At 53.7% G+C, this 21,500-nt stretch carries 18 protein-coding genes and 1 pseudogene; 13 read left to right on the plus strand and 6 right to left on the minus strand.

All coding sequences use genetic code 11. From position 1 onward, the window contains the following. The first annotated feature begins 4 nt into the window (after positions 1-4). The 6 genes from ACR0NM_RS02640 (at position 5) to ACR0NM_RS02665 (ending at position 7,105) form a co-directional block, all read left to right on the plus strand. Positions 5-1,063: an L-idonate 5-dehydrogenase gene (locus ACR0NM_RS02640; RefSeq protein ID WP_170396195.1), complete on the plus strand. Its 1,059-nt coding sequence runs from the start codon at positions 5-7 to the stop codon at positions 1,061-1,063. A 4-nt stretch (positions 1,064-1,067) separates the two neighbouring features. Continuing rightward, positions 1,068-1,877, plus strand: a complete 810-nt coding sequence (locus tag ACR0NM_RS02645) for a phytanoyl-CoA dioxygenase family protein (protein WP_480613107.1) — start codon at positions 1,068-1,070, stop codon at positions 1,875-1,877. A 307-nt stretch (positions 1,878-2,184) separates the two neighbouring features. Next, positions 2,185-2,829 (plus strand): IS6 family transposase, encoded by a 645-nt coding sequence (locus tag ACR0NM_RS02650; RefSeq protein WP_480613109.1) that lies wholly within the window; start codon positions 2,185-2,187, stop codon positions 2,827-2,829. A 570-nt stretch (positions 2,830-3,399) separates the two neighbouring features. Then, positions 3,400-4,857, plus strand: coding sequence for a xylulokinase (gene xylB, locus ACR0NM_RS02655; protein WP_170597865.1), 1,458 nt, complete (start codon positions 3,400-3,402; stop codon positions 4,855-4,857). Next, positions 4,854-5,807, plus strand: a complete 954-nt coding sequence (locus ACR0NM_RS02660; protein ID WP_480613111.1) for an aldose epimerase family protein — start codon at positions 4,854-4,856, stop codon at positions 5,805-5,807. Before xylB ends, ACR0NM_RS02660 begins: the two co-directional genes overlap by 4 nt. Further along, on the plus strand, positions 5,804-7,105 hold the full coding sequence (locus ACR0NM_RS02665) for a cytochrome-c peroxidase (RefSeq protein WP_480613113.1): 1,302 nt from the start codon (positions 5,804-5,806) through the stop codon (positions 7,103-7,105). The genes ACR0NM_RS02660 and ACR0NM_RS02665 overlap by 4 nt, the downstream gene beginning before the upstream one ends. Here ACR0NM_RS02665 and ACR0NM_RS02670 read toward each other — a convergent pair whose 3' ends face one another. Further along, positions 7,106-8,617: a CRTAC1 family protein gene (locus ACR0NM_RS02670; protein WP_480561305.1), complete on the minus strand. Its 1,512-nt coding sequence runs from the start codon at positions 8,615-8,617 to the stop codon at positions 7,106-7,108. Further along, entirely contained in the window at positions 8,607-9,824 is a 1,218-nt protein-coding gene (locus ACR0NM_RS02675; protein WP_170396206.1) for an ROK family transcriptional regulator, read from the minus strand. The genes ACR0NM_RS02670 and ACR0NM_RS02675 overlap by 11 nt, the downstream gene beginning before the upstream one ends. Positions 9,825-9,975: 151 nt before the next feature. Between ACR0NM_RS02675 and xylF the strand changes: the two genes are divergently transcribed. The 5 genes and pseudogenes from xylF to ACR0NM_RS02700 form a co-directional block, all read left to right on the plus strand. Next, complete coding sequence (gene xylF / locus ACR0NM_RS02680) at positions 9,976-10,995, plus strand: D-xylose ABC transporter substrate-binding protein (protein ID WP_155150139.1); 1,020 nt, start codon at positions 9,976-9,978, stop codon at positions 10,993-10,995. Between the two features lie 60 nt (positions 10,996-11,055). Then, positions 11,056-12,354 carry a sugar ABC transporter permease gene (locus ACR0NM_RS02685; RefSeq protein WP_480613116.1) on the plus strand — a complete coding sequence of 433 codons (1,299 nt, stop codon included), beginning with the start codon at positions 11,056-11,058 and terminating at the stop codon, positions 12,352-12,354. Further along, on the plus strand, positions 12,354-13,157 hold the full coding sequence (locus ACR0NM_RS02690) for an ATP-binding cassette domain-containing protein (protein WP_170379765.1): 804 nt from the start codon (positions 12,354-12,356) through the stop codon (positions 13,155-13,157). The genes ACR0NM_RS02685 and ACR0NM_RS02690 overlap by 1 nt, the downstream gene beginning before the upstream one ends. Positions 13,158-13,166: 9 nt before the next feature. Next, positions 13,167-14,474, plus strand: a complete 1,308-nt coding sequence (gene xylA / locus ACR0NM_RS02695; protein WP_480613118.1) for a xylose isomerase — start codon at positions 13,167-13,169, stop codon at positions 14,472-14,474. Positions 14,475-14,565: 91 nt separating this feature from the next. Next, positions 14,566-14,916, plus strand: a pseudogene (locus tag ACR0NM_RS02700) (DDE-type integrase/transposase/recombinase); the annotation flags it as partial. A 124-nt stretch (positions 14,917-15,040) separates the two neighbouring features. Here the strand turns inward: ACR0NM_RS02700 and ACR0NM_RS02705 are convergent. The 4 genes from ACR0NM_RS02705 to ACR0NM_RS02720 all read right to left on the minus strand — a co-directional run bounded on the left by ACR0NM_RS02705 (position 15,041) and on the right by ACR0NM_RS02720 (position 18,251). Beyond that, positions 15,041-16,063: an adenylate/guanylate cyclase domain-containing protein gene (locus ACR0NM_RS02705; RefSeq protein WP_170396212.1), complete on the minus strand. Its 1,023-nt coding sequence runs from the start codon at positions 16,061-16,063 to the stop codon at positions 15,041-15,043. Positions 16,064-16,066: 3 nt separating this feature from the next. Continuing rightward, positions 16,067-16,426 carry a group I truncated hemoglobin gene (locus tag ACR0NM_RS02710; protein ID WP_170396214.1) on the minus strand — a complete coding sequence of 120 codons (360 nt, stop codon included), beginning with the start codon at positions 16,424-16,426 and terminating at the stop codon, positions 16,067-16,069. A gap of 117 nt (positions 16,427-16,543) precedes the next feature. Continuing rightward, the gene (locus tag ACR0NM_RS02715) at positions 16,544-17,374 is read right to left on the minus strand and encodes a class I SAM-dependent methyltransferase (RefSeq protein ID WP_480613120.1); all 831 of its coding nucleotides are present in this window, start codon (positions 17,372-17,374) and stop codon (positions 16,544-16,546) included. Between the two features lie 64 nt (positions 17,375-17,438). Next, positions 17,439-18,251 (minus strand): alpha/beta fold hydrolase, encoded by an 813-nt coding sequence (locus tag ACR0NM_RS02720; protein WP_480613122.1) that lies wholly within the window; start codon positions 18,249-18,251, stop codon positions 17,439-17,441. A 287-nt stretch (positions 18,252-18,538) separates the two neighbouring features. Here ACR0NM_RS02720 and ACR0NM_RS02725 point away from each other — a divergent pair, with 287 nt between their 5' ends. Next, a complete protein-coding gene (locus ACR0NM_RS02725; RefSeq protein WP_480613124.1) occupies positions 18,539-20,770 on the plus strand; it encodes an ATP-binding protein in 2,232 nt (743 codons plus the stop codon). Continuing rightward, positions 20,763-21,476, plus strand: a complete 714-nt coding sequence (locus ACR0NM_RS02730) for a response regulator (protein ID WP_170396223.1) — start codon at positions 20,763-20,765, stop codon at positions 21,474-21,476. Before ACR0NM_RS02725 ends, ACR0NM_RS02730 begins: the two co-directional genes overlap by 8 nt. The last annotated feature ends 24 nt before the right edge of the window (positions 21,477-21,500 follow it).

The raw sequence follows: 21,500 nt of genomic DNA on the forward strand, positions 1-21,500 counted from the left end.
CGCAATGTCTTCGGCTAGTGTTGCTGTTGTTATCCATGCCGCAAAAGATCTGAGGTTGGAAAACCGGGACGTGCACGACGTGGGGCCAGACGAAGTCTTGATTGCCATGCGCGCGGGAGGGATTTGCGGCTCTGACCTGCATTATTATAACCACGGTGGTTTTGGCGCGATCAAGTTGCGTCAGCCGATGGTGCTTGGACACGAAATCGCCGGGGAAATAGTGAGAGTTGGGTCAAGTGTGCAGGGGTTGTATTTAGGTCAACTGGTTGCAGTTTCTCCATCCCGACCTTGCCAAGCCTGCATTTATTGTCTGAACGGGCAGCAAAACCACTGTCTTGATATGAAGTTCTATGGCAGCGCGATGCCGTTCCCGCATATCCAAGGCGCTTTTCAAAGCAAACTCGTAGCGAAAGCCAGTCAATGCGTTCCAGCAGATGGGTTAAGTCCTGCGCAGGCCGCTATGGCCGAACCTTTGGCGGTCTGTTTGCACGCGATTAAACAAGCCGGGAGCCTCTTAGGTAAAACGGTACTTATCACGGGATGCGGTCCAATCGGCTGCCTCACGATCTTGGCGGCGCGTCGTTCTGGGGCGGCCAGAATAGTGGCGACGGATATCTCGGACCAGACCCTCGCTCTGGCGCGTGAATGCGGGGCAGACGATGTCATCAACACCTACACCGATCCGCAAAAACTGGAGCAGTTTGAAAACGACAAGGGTCAGGTTGATGTACAACTGGAGTGTTCCGGGGCTCAATCGGCTCTGGCTTCTGGCGTCGCATGCTTGCGACCGGGTGGAACATTGGTTCAGCTTGGTCTGGGCGGAGATATGACTGTGCCGATGCAGGCGTTGACTGCAAAAGAGATAGTGCTTCGCGGGTCTTTCCGTTTCCATTCCGAGTTCTCAGTCGCGGTCGAGATGATGCGAAGCGGACTAATAAACGTCGACCAGTTGGTGACGCATTCCTTCGAGGTAGGCGAGGCCATCACTGCTTTCGAGGTCGCGTCTGATCGAACCCAATCAATGAAGGTGCAGTTAACGTTTCCAGAAAATGACGATGGATAGACGAATGAGTGATATTGCAAAGACTTATGAAAGAGACGGTTTCGTAGCTCCGCTGGATATCCTGACAGCTTCTGAGGTCCAAGCGCTGCGCAATGATTTTGAGAAAGCTGAGCGCATTCTCAGAGACGACCCAGATAAACTCAAGCTTCTATATTCTTATCCGGACAGGCTGATACCATCATTCGATGCACTACTTCGCCATCCGAAGCTGATTGAGGCTGCTTCAACGGTGTTAGGGCCGGACCTCATGGTTTGGAGCGGTGCACTTTTCGTAAAAGAAGCGCGATCATCGAAGATAGTCTCGTGGCACCAAGACTTGACCTATTGGGGATTGGATGATGCTGAAGAGGTTACCTGTTGGGTTGCGATTTCAGAAGCGTCTGAGCAAAGCGGGTGTATGAAGTTTGTTCCTGGCAGCCACAAAAGCCGTATCGTGCCTCACGTGGACACTTTCAGCGAAAACAATCTGTTATCACGTGGGCAGGAAATCGCAGTCGGTGTGAACGAAAAAGATGCAGTTGCTGCCGAATTGCGTGCGGGGCAGGCATCCATGCATCACGGGCATCTCTTTCACGCATCCGGGCCCAATAACACAGACGATAGACGCATTGGTGCGGCGTTGCGTTTCATAAAGCCTTCAATGAAACAGCAGAATGGCGTGAAAACTTTGGTTGCGCTAGTCGCAGGGCGAGATGATTTTGGGCATTTCTTACTTGCGTCCTCCCCTCAGGGCTTTTTGCATGAGAACGATTTCGTTTTGTGTCAAAGGGATGCAGACCGCAAGAAACAAATACTCTTCGCCGGAGTGAAGTGACGCCCTTGGCATGCCAAGAACCATTGCTACATCGACCCGGAAGCAGACCTGAATCGCGAAAACTGGTGGACTTACAAGGGTTACCATCGTCGCTCAGCTTTTCTTCCATCGGGCAAAAAGCTGAGGAGGTAGTCTACGGCAAGCTCGAAATTAGACTATTCATCGCTAGCTCATAAGGCATTCTGTTTGGTCTTGTCAGAAGAAGTTTGATTAAGCGGGGTAGGGGTGTTGCGTAGCTTTTGCGCATGACCAGACCTGCCTCTTCAAGTACTTCAAAACCAGCCCAGAGATCATCCGCCTTGCGGTGATGCTATACATCCGTTTCCCGTTCTCGCTTCGGAATGTCGAAGATCTGCTGCACGAGCGAGGCATCGACGTGAGCCACGAAACTGTCCGATATGGGTGGAACAGGTTCGGTCCGATCTTCGCCTCTGAGATCAGACAAAAGCGGGTGCAACAACTGCGTGAATTCTCGAATTGGAGGTGGCAGGTGGACGAGGTTTTCGTGAAGGTGATTGGCAAGAAACATTACCTCTGGCGGGCCCTAGATCATGAGGGCGAAGTGCTGGAAGCCGTTGTCACCAAACGTCGAAACAAAGCTGCAGCATTGAAATTTCTAAAGAAATTGATGAATCGACACGGCCAAGCGGGAGCCGTCGTCACGGATCGCTTCGCCGGATACAGAGTCGCGGTCAGAGAGCTGGGCACGCTCGAAAAACAACCGACGGGTAGATGGCTCAACAACCGGGTCGAGAACTCGCACCTGCCGTATCAACAACGCGAGCGCGCGATGCAGGGTTTAAGGCGCATTCGAAGTTTACAGAATTTCGCTTCCGACCATTCCTCCGTATACAACCACTTTAACCAGGAAAGATCCCTCACCAGCCGAGACTCCTTCAAGCTGACGCGAACCGCCGCTCTTGACGAGTGGCGTCAACTTTGTTCCGGATAGGTTCACGATTTTGAGTCAAATTGAGACTGGTTCGAATTTGTCTGACAGCACCAATGGAGTTTGAAGCCTAGGACCCACCCAGTGTTTCGTTGTAAGATGATACTCGGATATTCGCGCTATTATTTGTCGTGCGGTTATCCACGCTTGGATTGCCAGAATCCACTCATCTGACGAATGACGGGCTTCATGATCCGCGCCGCCAGTTGTGGAAATGGGGCAACTCTCTGAGATTGGTTGTTCAATACAAGCCAGAATTGGACGCGCAAAAGCGGATGAACCTAACTATACCACGCAGTTAACTGCGAGGTGTTTGGCGAAGTAATTTGGGAACCACTTCCTCAACGAACAGGGCGACGATTGGCTTCATGTTTGCGATGCGCAGGAACAAGACGGCTGCGCTTGTTGTGATGTGCGCTACTGATCAGAGATACGGATTTCGCCGTTTGGTCGATAAATCTGCAGTGGTGCGGGGTTATCTCACTGAGAAGCCAACTTGCCTGAAACTTTTGTTGACAATATCTATCCGGCTATTAATTTTAGCAACTAAAATAAAGGTAGGTGAGTTCAAAGATGTATCTTGGATTGGACTTGGGAACATCCGGTCTCAGAGGGATTCTTGTCGACGACGCAGGTTCCGTCGCAGGTAGCGCTGAGTCCATTATCCTTACGTCTTCCTCAAAACCCGGATGGTCCGAACAGTCCCCTTTGGATTGGGTGGAAGCTTGCAAAGAAGTCGTCAGTCAGCTTCGGGCTGCACACGGAAACGCGTTTTCTGCGCTGCGCGGCATTGGTTTGAGCGGGCACATGCACGGTGCGACCCTTTTGGATGCCAATGGTAACGTGTTGCGACCGTGCATTCTGTGGAACGACACGCGGGCATCTAAAGAGGCAGAAATTCTTGATCAACTGCCGGGTATGCGTTCGAGTTCAGGCAATATCGTTTTTCCGGGGTTCACGGCCCCCAAGTTGGAATGGGTCCGCGCAAATGAGCCTGACCTGTTTGCTAAAACTGCCAAGGTCCTACTACCGAAAGACTACCTGCGGCTCTGGCTGACCGGAGACTACGTCAGCGATATGTCTGACAGTGCCGGAACTTCATGGCTGGACGTTGGTGCGCGGCGATGGTCGGAAACCGCACTGGAACAGAGTCACATGAACATCGAACAAATGCCTCGACTGGTCGAAGGCAGTGATCCGGGCGGGGAGCTGCGGTCCGAGTTGGAGCAAGAGTGGGGAGTGTCTGGACCGGTCGTGATTGCAGGGGGAGCAGGGGACAATGCCGCTGCCGCCTGTGGGATAGGCAGTACAAGCGATGGAGCTGGCTTCTTGTCCCTCGGAACCTCAGGTGTGTTGCTGGTGTCCAGAGACATTTATGCTCCAGCGCCAGAAACGGCGATACATTCTTTTTGTCATTCTGTCCCTGACAGGTGGATTCAGATGGGTGTCATCCTTTCTGCGACAAACAGTTTGAACTGGCTTTCCCGCAATCTGGGCCAGTCCGTTGGGGACATGATCGCCTCGCTGCCTGCCGATCTGGATAGCCCATCAGAGATCACGTTTCTGCCTTATCTTTCAGGTGAGCGGACGCCTCACAATGACAGTGCAATCCGTGGTGCGTTCCTGGGTGTGGATATCTCCTCGGAGACCACTGATTTGACGCGGGCTGTCATGGAAGGCGTCGCCTTTGCAATGCGGGACTGTTTGGAGGCCCTCAAGAGTACCGGAACAAAGCCAACCAGCCTTTTGGCCGTTGGCGGCGGTGCGCGATCTCGGTATTGGTTGAAAAACCTGGCCACCGTGCTCAATACGCCCCTTGCCTTGCCCCGGGGCAGTGAATTTGGTGCCGCCATCGGCGCCGCCCGCCTGGCAATGTGCGCCGTCAATGGCGCAAACCCGGACTCTGTGATGATGTCGCCCAAAATCGACACGGTGATCGAGCCTCGTGGGGATCTGATCGATGCATTCGAAAATGAATACCAACGTTACCGGCAATATTATTCGGCCTTAGCACCTTTTGCGAAACGATGAACAAAAGGCGGGACATACCTCCTCGAATCGAACGAGCCGTCCTGAATGATGGCGACATGCGCGTGTCGCTACTCAGCTACGGGGCGACAACTCAAGGTTGGTGGTACAAGGGGATGCCAATGATCCTTGGATACGAGAACCCGCGGGACTACGCCACCGATAATAATTATCTGGGCGCAATCGTTGGGCGTGTCGCCAACCGGATTGGAGCAGCGCGTTTTGACATGGAAAATGTTCGGTATGAACTGGACGCAAACGAGGGTCGAAATTCCTTGCACGGTGGGCGGGCAGGCCTATCGCATCAGAATTGGGCTCTTGAGCAGATGACAGCAAACGAGGCCGTATTGCGCCTCACTTCCCCGGAGGGTGCCAGCGGTTATCCGGGAACCGTCAGATTTGAAGTGCGAGTAAGGCTGGACTATCCGCGTCTGGTTTATTCGATTTCAGCACAGCCGGATCGGCCGACACCCGTAAGTATAGCGCAACATAATTACTATAGCCTGGGTTGCGTAACGGGCATTTCAGAACATTGTCTGCGGCTGACTTCAAACCGTTATCTTGAAGTTGACAATCAGGGTATTCCCTCGGGCAAGATTGTGGACGCAAGAGATAGTGGTATGGATTTTTCCGCGCCGAAAGCGATCAGTGCCGTTTTGACGGATTTGGACAACTACTTCGTTTTCAACAGCGCACGAGAGAAGGGGCTTCCGGTCGCCGACCTTACTACACCCACGGGTTTGAAGCTATCTGTATGGTCAGACCAGGCAGGGGTGCAAATTTACTCCGGGGCTCACCTCACGGAACCCTTTTACAAGAGCGCTGGCGTGTGCATCGAGCCATCGGGTTATCCCAACGCGCCCAACATCCCCGAGTTCCCGTCGATCATATGCGCTCCTGAAGCCCCTTACGAGCAGACATTGATTCTGCAGATTTCAGAGGGTGTGACATGAAGCTTGTTACACCGATTGTTGCTTTTAGCGTGGTAATTGCGTCCATTACGGTGGCAGCGGCTCAGAACCTTGGGCCAATCCCTGAATTTGTTGAACCTGGCGTGAAAGAGGTCCAACTTGGGCGACTGCTTTTCTACGACCCGATCTTGTCCGGGAACAGGAATATCAGCTGTGCGACTTGTCATCACCCCAAACTCGGCACGTCCGATGGGCTCTCGCTTGGGATCGGTGAAGGTGGTGCGGGTCTGGGGGCAAAGCGGAAATTCGATGCGAAAAACCCGCCGGAGCAACGAATCCCGCGCAATTCGCCGGGTCTTTGGAATCTTGGCGCAACCGAGTTCACAGTCTTCTTTCATGATGGGCGCCTTGAAACTGATCCGACACGCGCGAACGGTATCAGGACGCCGCTGGGCACTCATATGAGGTCAGGTTTCAAATCCGCTCTGGCAGCTCAGGCAATGTTTCCGGTGCTGTCTCCTGATGAGATGGCAGGCCACTATTCCGAGAATGACGTCAGCCAGGCTGTACGCCTCGGGTTGCTTACTCAGGAAGGCGGGGCGTGGGATTTGATAGCGGCTCGCGTCGCGGCCATCCCGGAATACGAACAGCGTTTTTCTCAGGTTGCACCGGGGGATACGATCACCTTTTCCGCTATTGCGAATGTAATAGCTGATTTCATTGCCTTCGAATGGCGCGCTGTCAATAGCCCGTTTGACCTTGCGATGCGGGGGGAATCTGAGTTGCCGGAAGATGCACAGCGCGGCATGCAGTTGTTCTACGGGAAGGCAGGGTGCAGCATCTGTCATTCGGGCTGGTTCCAAACAGACCACAAATTTCACTCCATAGCGATGCCGCAGATAGGACCCGGAAAAGCGGCGCGGTTCGAAAGCCATGTCCGGGATGATGGGCGCCTACGCGTGACTGGTGACGCAGAGGATGCGTTTGCGTTTCGCACGCCCTCGTTGCGTAATGTAACGCTGACGGCCCCGTACGGGCATAACGGTGCCTATGCGCAGCTTGAAGATATCGTGCGCCATCATCTCGACCCAGAGGATTCCCTGCGTTCGTACTCCTTGGAAATGGCTGTGCTTCCTGACTTTCCGGGTGCAAAGGATCAGCTGCCATTGTCGAACCCGGAGAATTTGGATGCGATTGCCAGAAGCAGCGACCTGTCGAGGATAAGTCTGACGGATCAGGAGATCAGCGCGCTACTGAGCTTTCTGGCCAGTCTGGAAGATCCCGCGGAACGTCTTGGTGTTCCAGAACAGGTTCCAAGTGGACTGCCGGTTGACCAATGATCATCGCTCAATTTGAATGATCTGATTTGATTGGATTTCCTGCCATCCTCCTTCTTCGCCATCAGGCCAAATAACCCGAACTTCGATTGCCTTCGCATCCCCCAGTCCAAAATGATGAAGCCCTGCGATACCGCTGATGTGCCCTCCACCGATTGTGATTTCCCGGGTTACCACACCTGACTCGGTCCTGGCCTCGATAAAGCCGCCGACCGCGAAGCGGTTTGGTTTATCTTGGGAAATGTCCAGCATCACCCAATTCCCGGTGTGGGGCTGGTTTTGATAGACCTCAAGTTCCGAGCCCCGGTTAATCACCACCAGATCAAGCCAGCCGTCATTGTTGAAGTCAGCCAAAGCGGCGCCGCGCGACTTGGCCATAGAGGCAACGCCAGCCTCGACTGAAGCTTCTTGAAATTGACCATTCTCCAGTTGTAACAGTAGGTTGTTGGGGTCATTCAATGCTGCATCTGGCATCTGCTCGACATTTCCCTTGGCGACAAAGATATCGTCTAGACCGTCGTTGTTGACGTCGCCAAATTGCGCATGCCATCCAGTTGATGGGCGACCGTCGTCTCCAATATGTGGCCTGTGAGCGGTTGTGCCTTTGCTGTAAGTGGCGTCTCGCCAGGTTGGGCCGCCAGCTTCGGGGTCAAAAACTTGAAATTTTTGGTCACCCATAGAAGTCAGGTAAACTTCGGGGAAGCCATCGCCTGTTAGATCTCGTGAAGCGATGCCCATGCCCCAGAGCGAATATGCCAACCATCCGTCTTCTTTCGAATAGGGGCGTGGAGTTTTTTCCATTGCCCACAATTGCTCGTGGCCGCCACGTACATAGTAATGGCGATCGTTACTGACCCGCAGATCCGCTTGCCCGGTGCGGGACCAGTCAGAAAAGAGAATGGACAGCGCGCAATAGCCTGGTTCGAGATGTTCCGGTGGCTGGTAACTGCCGCCACTGGGCCGGTATAGGACCGTGGGTCCGCAAGTCTCAAACGGGCCGTCGGGATTGTGACGATCAACATAAGTTCCGTAGGCCAATGTTGGCAGAGTCTGATTAGCTTCCCAGGTGGCAGAGAACCCGGTTGTCCAATGATCCTCTGATCTGAAGCCAAGGGAGCTGAAAGGGCGGAACTTGCAATCAGGCTCACCTTTTATAAGCAGATCGGGGCCGACGCGCAAAACAGCCAGATCCATAACGCCATCACTGTCGACATCCAGCGGGTAAGCCCCAGTTACGTCGACCATGGAAAGCAGCTCGGGGGTATCAGCACGAAATGAAACGCTTTCGTGCGATGTGTTTCTAAACAGTTTGGATGTGTTGGTGCCACCCGCTGCAAAGAGTTCGGGCAACCCATCACCGTCACAATCGAAAACGGCGACTCCGCCGCCAACAAAGTGCTCCCAGCCGCCGTCATAAATATGAGCGCCGATGTCAATCTTTTGGAATTGCGGAGCTTGAGATTCTGCGCTGGCCGCAGATGCAAAAGCGAATAGGATACAAAGCTCAGGGCGCATTTGTCGACAGCTCCTTTACCTTGAGGATCGAGACCTGCTCAATCCCGTACGCCGCAGCTCCCTTAGCCCACATAAGGTCGCCCCAATGATGGGCTGTGATTTCCGGCAAGGGGGTATCGACATTCACGACGCCACTGCGAATTCGGGTCATCACCTCGTCCGAATTCAGGTGTTCTAAGTCCATCTGAGCTCCGGACAAAATAATGCGTTCGGGATCAAACAGATTGATCAGATTGGATATTCCCAGACCAAACATCTGGCCCGCGCGGGCCAGAACGGATTTCGCCCTTTCGTCTCCGGATCGAGCATTTTCGTGGATCTCTTTAATAGTTTCCGTTCCAATGCGTTGATCGGCGACGGTTGCTTCCCGGATCAGTGCATAGTCCCCGACATAGGCCTCAAGGCAACCCCGCTGGCCGCACTGGCAAAGCGCGCCGTCCAGTTGGACTTTTGTGTGGCCAAATTCCGCTCCGCAGCCTCTTTCCCCGCGATATAGCTTACCGTCCAGGACAATTCCAAGCCCAACGCCGTGTTCGATCGTGACGACAAGAAAGTTCTTAAAACCCTTGCCTAACCCAAAGAGTTGTTCCGCCTTTGCTACCAGGTTGGCGTCGTTTTCTATAAAGGCGGGGCAGGGCAGCTCTGTTTCCAGAAATTGGCTAAAATCGACGTTTCTATCGGTAAGTGAAGAGGACCAGTGTACAAAGTTCCTTTCTGCGTCCACGAGACCGGCAACCCCAATTGACACTCCGGATAAGGTGTCGAGGGTCTCGTTGATCTGAGCGCAGGCCTCATCCAAGGCCTTGCGAATGGTTGCCACTAATGCGCCTGGCGTCATCCGGACGTCGTCCAACGGATGTTTGTATGACGTGACCTCGTTGCCTTTGAAATCTACAAGGATGACCGAGATCATGTGGCGCGCCACTTTGAGGCCCGCAACAAGGTAAGAGCGGCCATCCAGCTGAAGTAAAACTCTGGGCCGACCCCTTTTGGCGGATTTGGATTGCGGTTCGGATTCGATCTCTTTGATCAGCCCCGCAGATATGAGGTCGGCTGTGGCTGCAGTAACCGTCGCAGGGCTGGTCTGCAAAGCGCTGGCGATATCTATCCTGGAGATCGAGCCTCTTGTCCGAATGTGTTCCAACACCCGCAGGCGCGTAATGTTCCGCTGGTCCGCGGCATTTTGAGAAGCTTTGCTTTTCAGCATCTTGGCCTCACGAATCTGGTTCTTACCTCAATCTATTTGGATTTCGCCTGTCCTAACAGACTAAATATTTTACCGGCTGAAATAAATATGGTATTCAAGTTTGTGAGAGCCGCGAATCGAAATGCGATGGCTCGGCAAATGGGAGGAAATCATGAAGAGAATTCTCAGCTTTTCGGCTGTGGCCACTTTGTTGGCTTCGACCGCATTCGCAGAGCCAGTGGTCGGCGTGAGCTGGTCGAACTTTCAGGAGGAGCGTTGGAAAACAGACGAAGCGGCCATCAAGTCGGCACTTGAAGCAGGCGGTGCCGAGTACATTTCGGCAGACGCGCAATCGTCCTCCGCAAAGCAGCTATCGGACATCGAAAGCCTGATCGCCCAGGGTGTGGACGCGCTTATCATCCTAGCGCAGGACGCGCAGGCCATTGGTCCCGCGGTTCAGGCCGCGGCGGACGAAGGTATTCCTGTGATAGCCTATGACCGTCTGATCGAGGACGACCGAGCATTTTATCTGACCTTCGACAACGTGGAAGTCGGCAGAATGCAGGCTCGGGCTGTCTTTGAGGCCATGCCCAAAGGCAACTACGTGATGATCAAAGGCTCTCCTACTGATCCGAACGCAGATTTCCTGCGCGGTGGTCAGCAAGAGATCATCGGAGCAGCCGTCGACAGCGGTGACATCGTGATCGTTGGTGAAGCCTACACAGATGGTTGGTTGCCCGCGAACGCGCAGCGGAACATGGAACAAATCCTGACCGCGAACGAGAACAACGTGGATGCAGTCGTTGCGTCGAATGACGGTACTGCAGGCGGTGTTGTTGCGGCCCTAACAGCACAGGGTATGGAAGGCATTCCGGTGTCAGGTCAGGATGGCGACCACGCAGCGTTGAACCGCGTTGCGCTGGGCACTCAAACCGTTTCGGTATGGAAGGACGCTCGTGAACTCGGAAAGGCCGCTGGCGAAATCGCAGTCGCACTGAGCGGAGGGACAAGCCCTGCTGACGTCGAAGGCGCAGTGAGCTGGACATCCCCTGGTGGCACCGAGATGAACTCGGTCTTCCTCGCGCCCGTTCCGATCACCAAGGACAACCTATCCGTTGTTGTGGACGCTGGATGGATCCCATTGGAAGATCTGTGTCAGGGCGTTGAAAACGGACCTGCTCCCTGCAACTAAACTTCAAAGTCCCTGGCCCCGTCTGGGCCGGGGACTATTGCTGAATATGAAAGATCGGAAATGACCGAAACTTCGTCTCAGCCGGTACCTGAAAAAGCGAAACCCAGCCTGTTCCAGCAACTGGAACTGGATATGCGGCTTTTGGGAATGATCGGCGCGTTTGTCATCCTGTGCATCGGGTTCAACATCTTCACAGATGGAAGGTTCCTGACGCCGCGCAATCTATTCAACCTGTCCATCCAGACAGTTTCGGTCGCCATTATGGCATGTGGGATGGTGTTCATTATCGTCACGCGACACATCGACTTGTCGGTAGGAGCGCTGCTGGCAACTACCTCGGCTGTGATGGCAATGACGCAAACCGAGCTTTTGCCACAAGTCCTTGGGATGGGTTTGAACAATCCAGCAACCTGGGCGATCACCATTGTCGTCGGGTTGTTTGTCGGCACGCTGATTGGTGCGTTTCATGGCTGGATGGTCGGATACCTGACGATACCAGCCTTCATCGTCACGCTTGGTGGATTTCTGGTTTGGAGAAACGTGGCGTGGTATTTGACTAGCGGTCAGACGATCGGTCCTCTGGATAGTACATTCCTGATGTTTGGCGGGACCAACGGGACATTGGGAGCGACGACAAGCTGGCTGTTCGGCTTGTTTGCTACCGCAATCGCGATCTGGGCTTTGTGGAGCAGTCGTCGCGCAAAGGCGGCACATGGATTCCCCGTCAAACCTGTCTGGGCCGAAGCCACTCTGGCCGGGATAATCGCAATCGCCATCCTTGGGTACGTTTACATCGTAAACAGTTACGCCATACCAACGCGGCGGCTGCAACGTATGTTCGAAGCGCGCGGAGAGACAATGCCAGAGGGGCTGGTCGTCGGATACGGCATACCGATTTCTGTACTCATCCTAATCATCGTGGCTGTCACGCTGACAATTGTGGCGCGAAAAACCCGGTTTGGTCGGTACATCTTTGCCACTGGCGGCAACCCGGATGCGGCAGAGCTTTCGGGTATCAACACTCGACTGCTAACCGTGAAAATCTTTGCTTTGATGGGTTTCTTGTGCGCCGTGTCCGCGGTGGTCGCCTCGGCTCGCTTGGCGAACCATTCGAACGACATTGGTACGCTCGACGAACTTCGGGTCATAGCAGCTGCAGTGATCGGAGGAACCGCATTGTCGGGCGGCATCGGCACCATCTATGGCGCGATCCTGGGTGCATTGATCATGCAGGCGCTGCAATCGGGCATGGCAATGGTTGGCGTTGACGCGCCGTTTCAGAACATCGTCGTCGGCAGCGTCCTCGTGTTGGCCGTCTATATCGACATCGTTTACCGCAAGCGACTGGGGGCAAAGTGATGCAAGCTCAGGATACGCAGAAAAAACCTTCTGGCACTGGGCGCGGTTCAGGCGCGCCGCCATTGGTCGAGATGCGCGACATCTCGATTTCCTTCGGTGGGATCAAGGCCGTCGACCATGTGTCGGTCGATCTCTATCCGGGTGAAGTCGTTGGCCTGCTTGGCCACAACGGGGCCGGAAAGTCCACGTTGATCAAGGTATTGTCCGGCGCCTATCAGATGGACCACGGCGAGATTCTGATCGATGGCAAGCCGGTCGAGATTGGCAATCCCCGTGACGCCCGGGCGAACAATATCGAAACGATATATCAGACGCTCGCCTTGGCCGACAATCTGGACGCGACATCAAACCTGTTCCTGGGGCGCGAGATGACGACGCCTTTTGGCTTGGTCAACGACGCAGCCATGGAGGCCGAGTGCCGAAAGATCATGGCGCAGCTCAATCCGAACTTTCAAAAGTTCAATGATCCCGTTTCCGCATTATCCGGCGGTCAAAGGCAATCGGTGGCCATCGCTCGCGCGGTCTATTTCAACGCCCGTATCCTGATCATGGATGAACCCACAGCAGCGCTTGGGCCACATGAAACTCAGATGGTGGCGGATCTGATCCACCAGCTAAAGGCGCAAGGCATCGGGATATTTCTGATCGATCACGACGTGCATGCCGTCATGGAACTGTGCGACCGCGCATCGGTCATGAAGAACGGAAAACTGGTTGGGACGGTCGATATCGCAGATGTAACTGATGACGATCTATTGTCGATGATCATTCTCGGCAAGCAGCCAGCACAAAAAGCAGAGTAGGGGGCAGAAATGCCAAGTGGATTTTTTGAAGGGATCGAGAAGGTCCAGTTTGAAGGTGTGGATAGCAAGAACTCGTTGGCCTTTCGTCACTACGACCCGAATGAAATCATCATGGGCAAGCGTATGGAGGACCATCTGCGGTTTGCTGTGGCCTGGTGGCATTCATTCGCGTGGGAGGGCGGAGACCCCTTTGGTGGACCTACGTTCGAACGCCCATGGTATCCTCAGGACGATATGGGCCGGGCCCGTCAGAAGGCAGATATTGCATTCGAATTGTTTGAGCTTTTGGGGCAGCCATTCTTTTGCTGGCACGACGCTGACATCCGGCCCGAACAAGGAAATTTTGCCGATAACCTGCGCACATTGGAAGATATCACCGATTATATCGGTGAAAAGATGCAGGTGTCTGGTACCAAGCTGCTTTGGGGCACGGCCAATATGTTCAGCCATCGTCGCTGGATGTCTGGTGCCAGTACCAATCCTGATCCCGACGTTTTTGCGTTTGCAGCTGCGACAGTGAAATCCTGCATGGATGCGACCCACAAGCTCGGCGGAGAAAACTACGTTCTATGGGGTGGCCGAGAAGGCTATGAAACCCTGTTGAACACGGATTTGAAATCCGAATTGGACCACATGGGCCGTTTCTTGAACATGGTCGTTGAATACAAACACAAGATTGGGTTCAAAGGAACTATTCTCGTGGAGCCCAAGCCTCAGGAGCCGTCCAAACACCAATACGACTACGACGCCGCGACTTGTATTGGGTTTCTCAGGAAGTACGGGTTGGAGGACGAGGTCAAGTTGAACCTCGAGCAGGGGCATGCGATCCTGGCCGGACACAGTTTCGAGCATGAAATTGCGGTCGCCGCTGCCGAAGGGATGCTTGGCTCGATCGACATGAACCGAAACGATTACCAATCCGGATGGGATACGGACCAGTTCCCGAATAACACGCCAGAGGTTGCTTTGGCATATTACCACATCCTGAAAGCTGGTGGCTTTACAACTGGGGGCACAAATTTTGACGCCAAAATTCGTCGGCAATCGCTTGATGCAAAAGATCTTGTTGCAGCCCATGTCGGTGGAATGGACATTTGTGCACGAGGCTTGAAAGCTGCGGCTGCTATGATTGAAGACGGTGGCTTGGAGGACGCGCTGACGGAACGGTATTCCGGTTGGAACACGCCGGAAGCAGTGTCTATGTTGGGTAGCAGTCTGGAAGAGATTTCTGCCCGGGTTCTGCAGGAAAATACCAACCCGAAACCACAATCTGGGCGTCAGGAGATTCTGGAGAATTATGTGAACAGGTTTGTGTGACCAAGGAAAACTGCAATCGGGGAACTGTCAAAAGAATCTTGTCAGAAGAACTTTGCTTGGGCGGGGTAGGGGTGTTGCGTAGCTTTTGCCCATGACCAGACCTGCATCTTTCAAATACTATAACAACCGGTTCTGAGATCATCCGCTTGACCGAGATGCTGTACATCCGATTCCCGCTCTCGCTTCGGAATGCCGTAGATCTGTTGCACGAGCGAGGCATCGACCTGAGTCAAGAAACCGACTGCTACTGTTGGGACAGGTTCGGTCCGATGTTTGCCTCTGAGATCCGAAGAATGCGGATGCAACAACTGCGCGCACTCTCGATATGGAAGTGGCACGCCGACGAGATTTTGTGGAGGTGAATGGCAAGAGACATTGCCTCTGGCGGGTTGTTGATCACGAAGGCGAGGTGCTGGAATCCGTTGTCAGCAAACGCCCAAACGAGTAGCCGCTTATTTCGGGATCAAAATCAGTAGTTTTTGGGGCTGTTTAAACAGCCTACTGTATTCACTGCAGTGATCAGTCACCATTTAGTGCGAACAAAGGATTACAGCGGGCATTGACGCTCAGCTATCGTCGGACAAGCGCCAGATGTCTTGCTCTCCAAACCCACGGATTGTTCGCGCGCCGACATTCTCAAGGTCAAACTGATCTTTGAGGACCTGCGCGACTTCGTCCTGGACTGAAATCTGCATCGGGTCAGAGAATTCCTGAAGTCTGGAGGCCAGATTCACAGCCGGACCAAAGATATCGTACACATACTTCTGGATGCCAACGACCGACCCGACGACCGATCCCGTGGCCAGTCCAATTCTGCACCGCCACTGATGCGGATGGCTAAGGTTTCGGCGGGTCAAATAGCGTACGAAACGAATGGCTGTGTTTGCGATTGCCTTGGCGTGATCCGGAGTCGGATCGGGCAGACCAGCGACGGTGATATATGCGTCTCCGATTGTCTTGATCCGTTCGCAACCGAATTGCTCACCTATGCGATCAAACGCGCTGTAAATATCGTTTAGCTCAGTGACGGTGACGCTTGGGTCCTGCGAGGCGACCATATCCGTGAACCCCACGAAATCGAGCATCAGGACGGAGACGGGATCATAGAGTTGTGGCGTGACCACGCCGAAAGTCTTGTACTCTTCGTAGACCGACCGGGGCATCAGATTTAGCAGCAGTTTTTCAACCTGCTCCTTTTCCCGCTTCAACTCGCGGGTGTTCCGTTCCACCATCATCGAATAGGAGTCGATCATGGACTCCAGCTCTTTGATGCGGGTGATGTTCTGACATACCAGAACCAGCACATCGTCATGCGCGACCGTGAAATCGAGTGCGATCACCAGTGTGCGGCGTTTCTTTTTGAACGTGATTTCTGATGTATGTCGCCCGGTGCCGGACAGGCTTGTTTGCACTGTGTCGATATCCAGATCAGGAAAGAGCTGCTGCAATTGGTCTGAAGGGCCATCGGCACTGAACCACTCGTCAAACGTATCATTGCGGAACCCAAACTTCAGCGATTGACGGTCCAGTAGGGCAACGCCCACACCAATCGCGCGAAGGAGCTGTTCATTGATGGCTTCGATGGTCATGATTTATCCAACAATCAAGGGGCGACGTTTACTGAATTCCGCGACAACGATATCGATGTCCTCGGCATCCACGCCGTGTCTTTGCAAAGCGTCACGGAGCACGACCTCCAATTCGTCGAAATGGTCATCGGTAATTTCGAGATGAGAGTGTAACTGGCGCAGTTGATTGTCGGTGTAGGAGGCCGGACCACCAAGGAGCGACGCTATGAACTTGGTCTGATGGTCGACCATGCGGCTCATATCCACGTTGTCGAAGAAGGGTCCAACCTCGTCATTGTCCAGCAGGATGTCATAGAACGAGAACACGATCTTGCTGATCTGTGAAAACCCACCGTACTTTTCATAAAGTGTGCGCTCGGCCATAACAAAATCCCCCTTAAACAAACTAATACCAAGAAAATGGTGGATCGACTACACCGGGTGATCTTCATCGTTCTTTGACGGTTGGGTCAAAGAACGATGAGCCAGTGATTCACGATCTCAGCCGCGCTGCATGACAATTTCAGCGTACTCGGATGAGATGCAAAGTGTGTCATTGCCTGAGATATCGAACTTCTCGATCAGGGCCATGATATCGCGCTGCAGCGCCTCTTGTCCCGATGCGTCCAGTGCATCGAAGGCCTTTTGCATCGGACCATAGAAAGTCCGAAAATACTCTAGGAAGTGTTCGGCTGAACGGTAGCGGAACATGAAGTTCTTGCGTCGGAACGAAACGATGGTGCTGTGCGATCCGAAGGCTTCTTCAATCCAGTCCCGGCTGCCCCACATAGCCGGAGAGCTTACGCCAGCAGGTGGAGGCACGTGTTTACCGATCGTTTTGAACAGAAGGCCGATGAAGCTATCCGGCGTCCAGTTGGCCAGACCAATCTTGCCGCCGCGTTTGACGACCCGTTGCAGCTCTGCTGCTGATTGTTGTTGGTTCGGTGTGAACATCACGCCGAACGTCGAAACCACCGCGTCGCAGGATTGATCATCGAAAGGCAGGTTTTCGGCGTCGGCAACCTTGTAGGTCACGAACAGACCTTCCGCTTTGGCGCGCTGGCTGCTGGCGTCCAGCAGGGCTTCTACATAGTCGGTTGATGTAACATCACAAAAGCGCCGGGCGAAGGCCAGGGTGGCGTTGCCATTCCCGGCGGCGACATCCAGCACCTTGGAACCAGGCATCATATCCATGGTTTCAGCCAGTTCTTCACCCGTAATTTGAAGGGTGACACCCACTTTACTGTAGTCGCCGGAGCCCCAGGCGACGTTTTGCTTTGCTTTGATTGCCGCAAAGTCTGTGGTGGCGTTGATCGATGTTTGAATACCCATGATATTGCTCCTTTTTGATTTGGCAGTGGTTTGATGAAGGCCGCATTGCTAAATGCGGCCCCGGTCAGGCAGCTTGACGTTCTGGCCAGCTGACAGTTTCAACGGGCCGCTCCACATTGGCCACGTGTTCGAAAATCCTTGCGTTGATCCATTCGGGCTGGAAGACCGGCGCCATATGGCCCAGCTCGGGCAGCAACGCGATCCGCGCATTGGGCAAAGCATTCGCGATCTCAACCGAGACGTGCTGCGCAATCTCAGGTGACTCCAAACCAGTCATTACCAACGTCGGTATATCAAGCTTGGACAGGTCCTTCAGTTGCCAGGTTTCAGCAAAACCTTTTGCAAAATCAGACATGACTGATGGGATCATCCCAATGAACCGGTCTCGGGCCTGCGCGGGCAGCGAGTTCCAAAACCCCTTCTTGTTCCAGAAATCCAAAAAGTGATGCATACCAGCAGCGGCATCGCCATCCGCTGCTGCGGCGCTCACCACACCCGCGAGAAGCTGGATTTGCCCGAACAGTTTCTTGCTGACATCATTGCCAGCCTGCAGAAAATGAAAGGCTGCAGGCTCATATACCGTCAGGCTTTTGACAAGATCAGGGCGCATCAACGCGACCTTGATGGCGACGCCTCCGCCGTTGGAATGCCCAACCAGATGCACGGGGCGTCCCAGCGCTTCGATTTCGCGGATTACCGGTATGGCAGAAAACGCCGCACCGTTTTGAGAGTTATCTCCAGTCAACGGGCTACGACCGTACCCGGGAAGATCAACAGCGTGAACACTAAAGCGACCTTCCAGATCCGCCGCCAGTTGGTTCCATTGCCCACTATTGGACGCCGAAGAATGCAACGCAAAAATAGGTGCGTTATTCATTTCAGTAGTTCTAAAAGAAATAGTCATCGTTCTTACCCAATCGCACTTAAGATGGGCAATAACTGACCTTTCTATGTTTCAGTGTGATGTCTGGAAGCGGTGCCAAGTGTTTCAGTTGTTGCTCTGTGAAGCAGGTCACACAACTTGCTATCTGGCTCAAAAACAAACAGGTTTATCGGCCTGTACTTGGCTGAGTTGGCACCTATTGAAACAATTGAAACACGCGATGCTGATTTTGAAATGGCATTGAAACAATGGTATCCTAAAAATTCAGGATGACGATGGGCATGGCGAACGAATTTGAAGAAATCGAGAAGGCGCGGGACCTTCTTCGTGATGCGATCGAATCTCTCAAAGAAGGGTTCGCCCTCTATGATGATGATCGCCGCCTTGTCCTGTTCAATCAACGATATGCCGAGATGAACAAGGGGGTTGCCGACCTGCTGCAACCCGGACTGGACTGGGAAATCCTGATGCGCGAGACGGCGCGCCGTGGAATCTACGCTGATGCGATTGGCAATGAACAGCAGTGGGTTTCGGATCGGTTGGCCAACGGGGTCGAGTTCATCCAAGACTTTGAGCTGACGGAAACGGATGGGCGCACCTATCTGGTTTCTGTTCATCCCACCAAGTTCGGCGGATTTGTCGTCACGCGTGAGGATATCACCGAACGCAAACAAGCCGAGGTCGAAGAGCGCGATGGGGATCTATTGATCCGAAAGGTGCTGGATGCCAGTTCGGCAATCGTAACTATGGCGCGGATTGGTGATGGACAGATCTTGTATCGCACGCCTGCTGCGCTGCAGATGTTCGGACCTTCCAAATCTGCAAAACAGCATTATCAAAAGCCGGAAGAGCGCGCGGATTTTGTAACCCAGCTTTTGGCCGATGGTCGTGTCGATGACTACAAGCTCGACTTGATTAATGCGGCTGGCAAAACCTTCCCTGCGTCGATTTCGTCTCAATTGATCGATTACAAAGGCGAAGAAGTCATCGTGACCAGCGTGATCGATCTAACCGTCCAGAAAGAGGCTGATGCCTTGATCCGTCAGGTCATGGAGGCTTATCCAGCAGCCATCAACATGACGCATGCCGACACCGGCGAGGTGCTGTTTGCTACGCCCGAGATAAAGGCGCTGTTTGGTGATGCAGAAAGTTCGAAATCCTACTATGCGGATCCGAATGAGCGCGAACGGTACCTGAAAGACCTCCGGCAAGCGGGGGCGCTTAAGGATCGGCGTATGGAGTTCGTCGATGCAAGCGGACGAAAGTTCTGGGGGGCGGATTCTTCACGGCTGATCGAGTTCAATGGTGAAGAAGTAATCGTTTCCAATACCCGCGATCTGACCGATGAATTGGCCATTGAGGCTGAGCTTGAAAAGCAACGAGAGCTGCTGTTCCAGAACGAAAAGATGTCTGCGCTTGGCGAACTACTCGCCGGTGTGGCGCATGAGCTTAACAATCCATTGTCGGTTGTTGTGGGTCATTCGTTGATGTTGAAGGAAGAAATTTCCGACCCCGATCTCGGTGTCAGGATTGAAAAAATCGGCAATGCTGCAGAACGCTGCGCGAAGATTGTAAAGACCTTTCTGGCGATGGCGCGTCAGCAGCCCAGCAAGATCGAGCAGGTTGATGTTCCCAGCCTGATCGAAACAGCTGCGGATGTCGCCGGGTACGGTAGCTCATCAGGTGAAATTCGCATTAAGCAAAGTGTGCCAGCAGACCTGCCTGCAGTTGCCGGGGATGCGGACCAGCTTACGCAAGTCGTCTTGAATCTTATCATCAATGCCGAGCAGGCCATGACCGCATCCGGCATCGGCGACCAGATCATGCTGTCTGCCGAGGTCAAGCCTGCCATCGGAATGGTTGAGATCACGGTTCAGGACAATGGCCCCGGTATCCCCAAAGCCATACGCGCACGTATCTTCGAGCCGTTCTTCACCACAAAAGAAGTGGGTGACGGCACCGGGATTGGGCTTGCTTTCTGTCACCGGATCATTCTGTCCCATGGCGGTCAGATCAGGCTTGATCAGGCCGCAGTGTCCGGCACCTACTTCCGGATAACTCTGCCCGTCGCAAAGATGCAAAATGATGTGGCTGAAGAAAAACCCGAACCCGCCGCGAATTTTGCCAAGCACCGTGCATTGGTCGTGGATGATGAGGTCGAAGTGGGTGAGATCAATGCCGAGATACTGCGGAAGGACGGCTTTCACGTTGATTTCGTTACGTCAGGGGAAGAGGCGCTCAGGCAACTGCAGTCCGCCAACTACGATGTATTCCTAAGTGATATGAACATGCCCGGTGTTGACGGACGCAAGATTTATGAGGCGCTGGTGGCGCGTTTTCCGAAAATGCTGACCCGGACAGCATACATCACCGGGGACACCATGGGTGAAAGCTCATTGGGACTGCTGAAGGAATCCGGTCTGCCCTATCTGGAAAAACCCGTCTCGCCTTCGGAACTGAGAATACTTGTCGGAAAGCTGCTCGCCGATCAGAAGGATCAAACGGATGAATGACCAGAAAACCCATATCCTGGTTTGCGATGACGAGATCGACGTGCGCGAGATGCTTCAGGAATATCTGAGCAAACGCGGGTACGAGGTTTCTGCAGCCGCTGGCGGAGAAGAGCTCCGGTCTGTCATCTCCTCTCGTGCTGTTGATGTCATGATCATGGATATCAATATGCCAAAGGAAGACGGTCTTTCGATCCTCAGATCGCTTCGTCCTGAAAACACGACGCCCGTGATCATGTTGACTGCAGCAGGCGATGTAGTGGACCGGATCATCGGGCTTGAGATGGGGGCAGATGACTATCTTGGAAAGCCGGTTGATCTTCGGGAACTGGAAGCGCGGATCAAGGCCCTATTGCGCCGAGGGGCCATCAACGAAAGTCTGCCTGCAGATGCCTCCGAAGGCAATTTGGCCCTTTTTGGCGACTACACGCTGGATAAAGAGGCAGCCAAACTTCTTGCGCCGGATGGATCCGAGGTCCCGCTAACGGCGATGGAGTATAGTCTGCTCAAGGTGTTTGCTGAAAACAAAGGGCGTGTTTTGAACCGTGATCAGTTGCTAGAACAAGCGCATGACCGGTCCTGGGACCCGTTCGATCGCAGCATTGATATCAGAATATCCAGACTGCGCCGGAAGCTTGAAACCAACCCGGAAAAGCCGGAAATCATCAGAACCGTGCGGGGTATAGGTTATGTTTATGATCCCAAATAGGGTTTGCCGTTCCGGACAAGCAAA

This window comes from Ruegeria sp. AF2 (genome assembly GCF_056542025.1).

Excerpts from the sequence above, each read along its gene's own strand:
- ACR0NM_RS02675 (WP_170396206.1), bottom strand. The coding sequence starts at position 9,824 with ATGCTGAAAAGCAAAGCTTCTCAAAATGCCGCGGACCAGCGGAACATT.
- xylA (WP_480613118.1), top strand. The coding sequence starts at position 13,167 with ATGCCAAGTGGATTTTTTGAAGGGATCGAGAAGGTCCAGTTTGAAGGT.
- ACR0NM_RS02660 (WP_480613111.1), top strand. The coding sequence starts at position 4,854 with ATGAACAAAAGGCGGGACATACCTCCTCGAATCGAACGAGCCGTCCTG.
- ACR0NM_RS02725 (WP_480613124.1), top strand. The coding sequence starts at position 18,539 with ATGGCGAACGAATTTGAAGAAATCGAGAAGGCGCGGGACCTTCTTCGT.
- xylF (WP_155150139.1), top strand. The coding sequence starts at position 9,976 with ATGAAGAGAATTCTCAGCTTTTCGGCTGTGGCCACTTTGTTGGCTTCG.
- ACR0NM_RS02640 (WP_170396195.1), top strand. The coding sequence starts at position 5 with ATGTCTTCGGCTAGTGTTGCTGTTGTTATCCATGCCGCAAAAGATCTG.
- ACR0NM_RS02690 (WP_170379765.1), top strand. The coding sequence starts at position 12,354 with ATGCAAGCTCAGGATACGCAGAAAAAACCTTCTGGCACTGGGCGCGGT.
- ACR0NM_RS02710 (WP_170396214.1), bottom strand. The coding sequence starts at position 16,426 with ATGGCCGAGCGCACACTTTATGAAAAGTACGGTGGGTTTTCACAGATC.
- ACR0NM_RS02730 (WP_170396223.1), top strand. The coding sequence starts at position 20,763 with ATGAATGACCAGAAAACCCATATCCTGGTTTGCGATGACGAGATCGAC.
- ACR0NM_RS02645 (WP_480613107.1), top strand. The coding sequence starts at position 1,068 with ATGAGTGATATTGCAAAGACTTATGAAAGAGACGGTTTCGTAGCTCCG.
- xylB (WP_170597865.1), top strand. The coding sequence starts at position 3,400 with ATGTATCTTGGATTGGACTTGGGAACATCCGGTCTCAGAGGGATTCTT.
- ACR0NM_RS02715 (WP_480613120.1), bottom strand. The coding sequence starts at position 17,374 with ATGGGTATTCAAACATCGATCAACGCCACCACAGACTTTGCGGCAATC.
- ACR0NM_RS02650 (WP_480613109.1), top strand. The coding sequence starts at position 2,185 with ATGCTATACATCCGTTTCCCGTTCTCGCTTCGGAATGTCGAAGATCTG.
- ACR0NM_RS02705 (WP_170396212.1), bottom strand. The coding sequence starts at position 16,063 with ATGACCATCGAAGCCATCAATGAACAGCTCCTTCGCGCGATTGGTGTG.
- ACR0NM_RS02665 (WP_480613113.1), top strand. The coding sequence starts at position 5,804 with ATGAAGCTTGTTACACCGATTGTTGCTTTTAGCGTGGTAATTGCGTCC.
- ACR0NM_RS02720 (WP_480613122.1), bottom strand. The coding sequence starts at position 18,251 with ATGAATAACGCACCTATTTTTGCGTTGCATTCTTCGGCGTCCAATAGT.
- ACR0NM_RS02670 (WP_480561305.1), bottom strand. The coding sequence starts at position 8,617 with ATGCGCCCTGAGCTTTGTATCCTATTCGCTTTTGCATCTGCGGCCAGC.
- ACR0NM_RS02685 (WP_480613116.1), top strand. The coding sequence starts at position 11,056 with ATGACCGAAACTTCGTCTCAGCCGGTACCTGAAAAAGCGAAACCCAGC.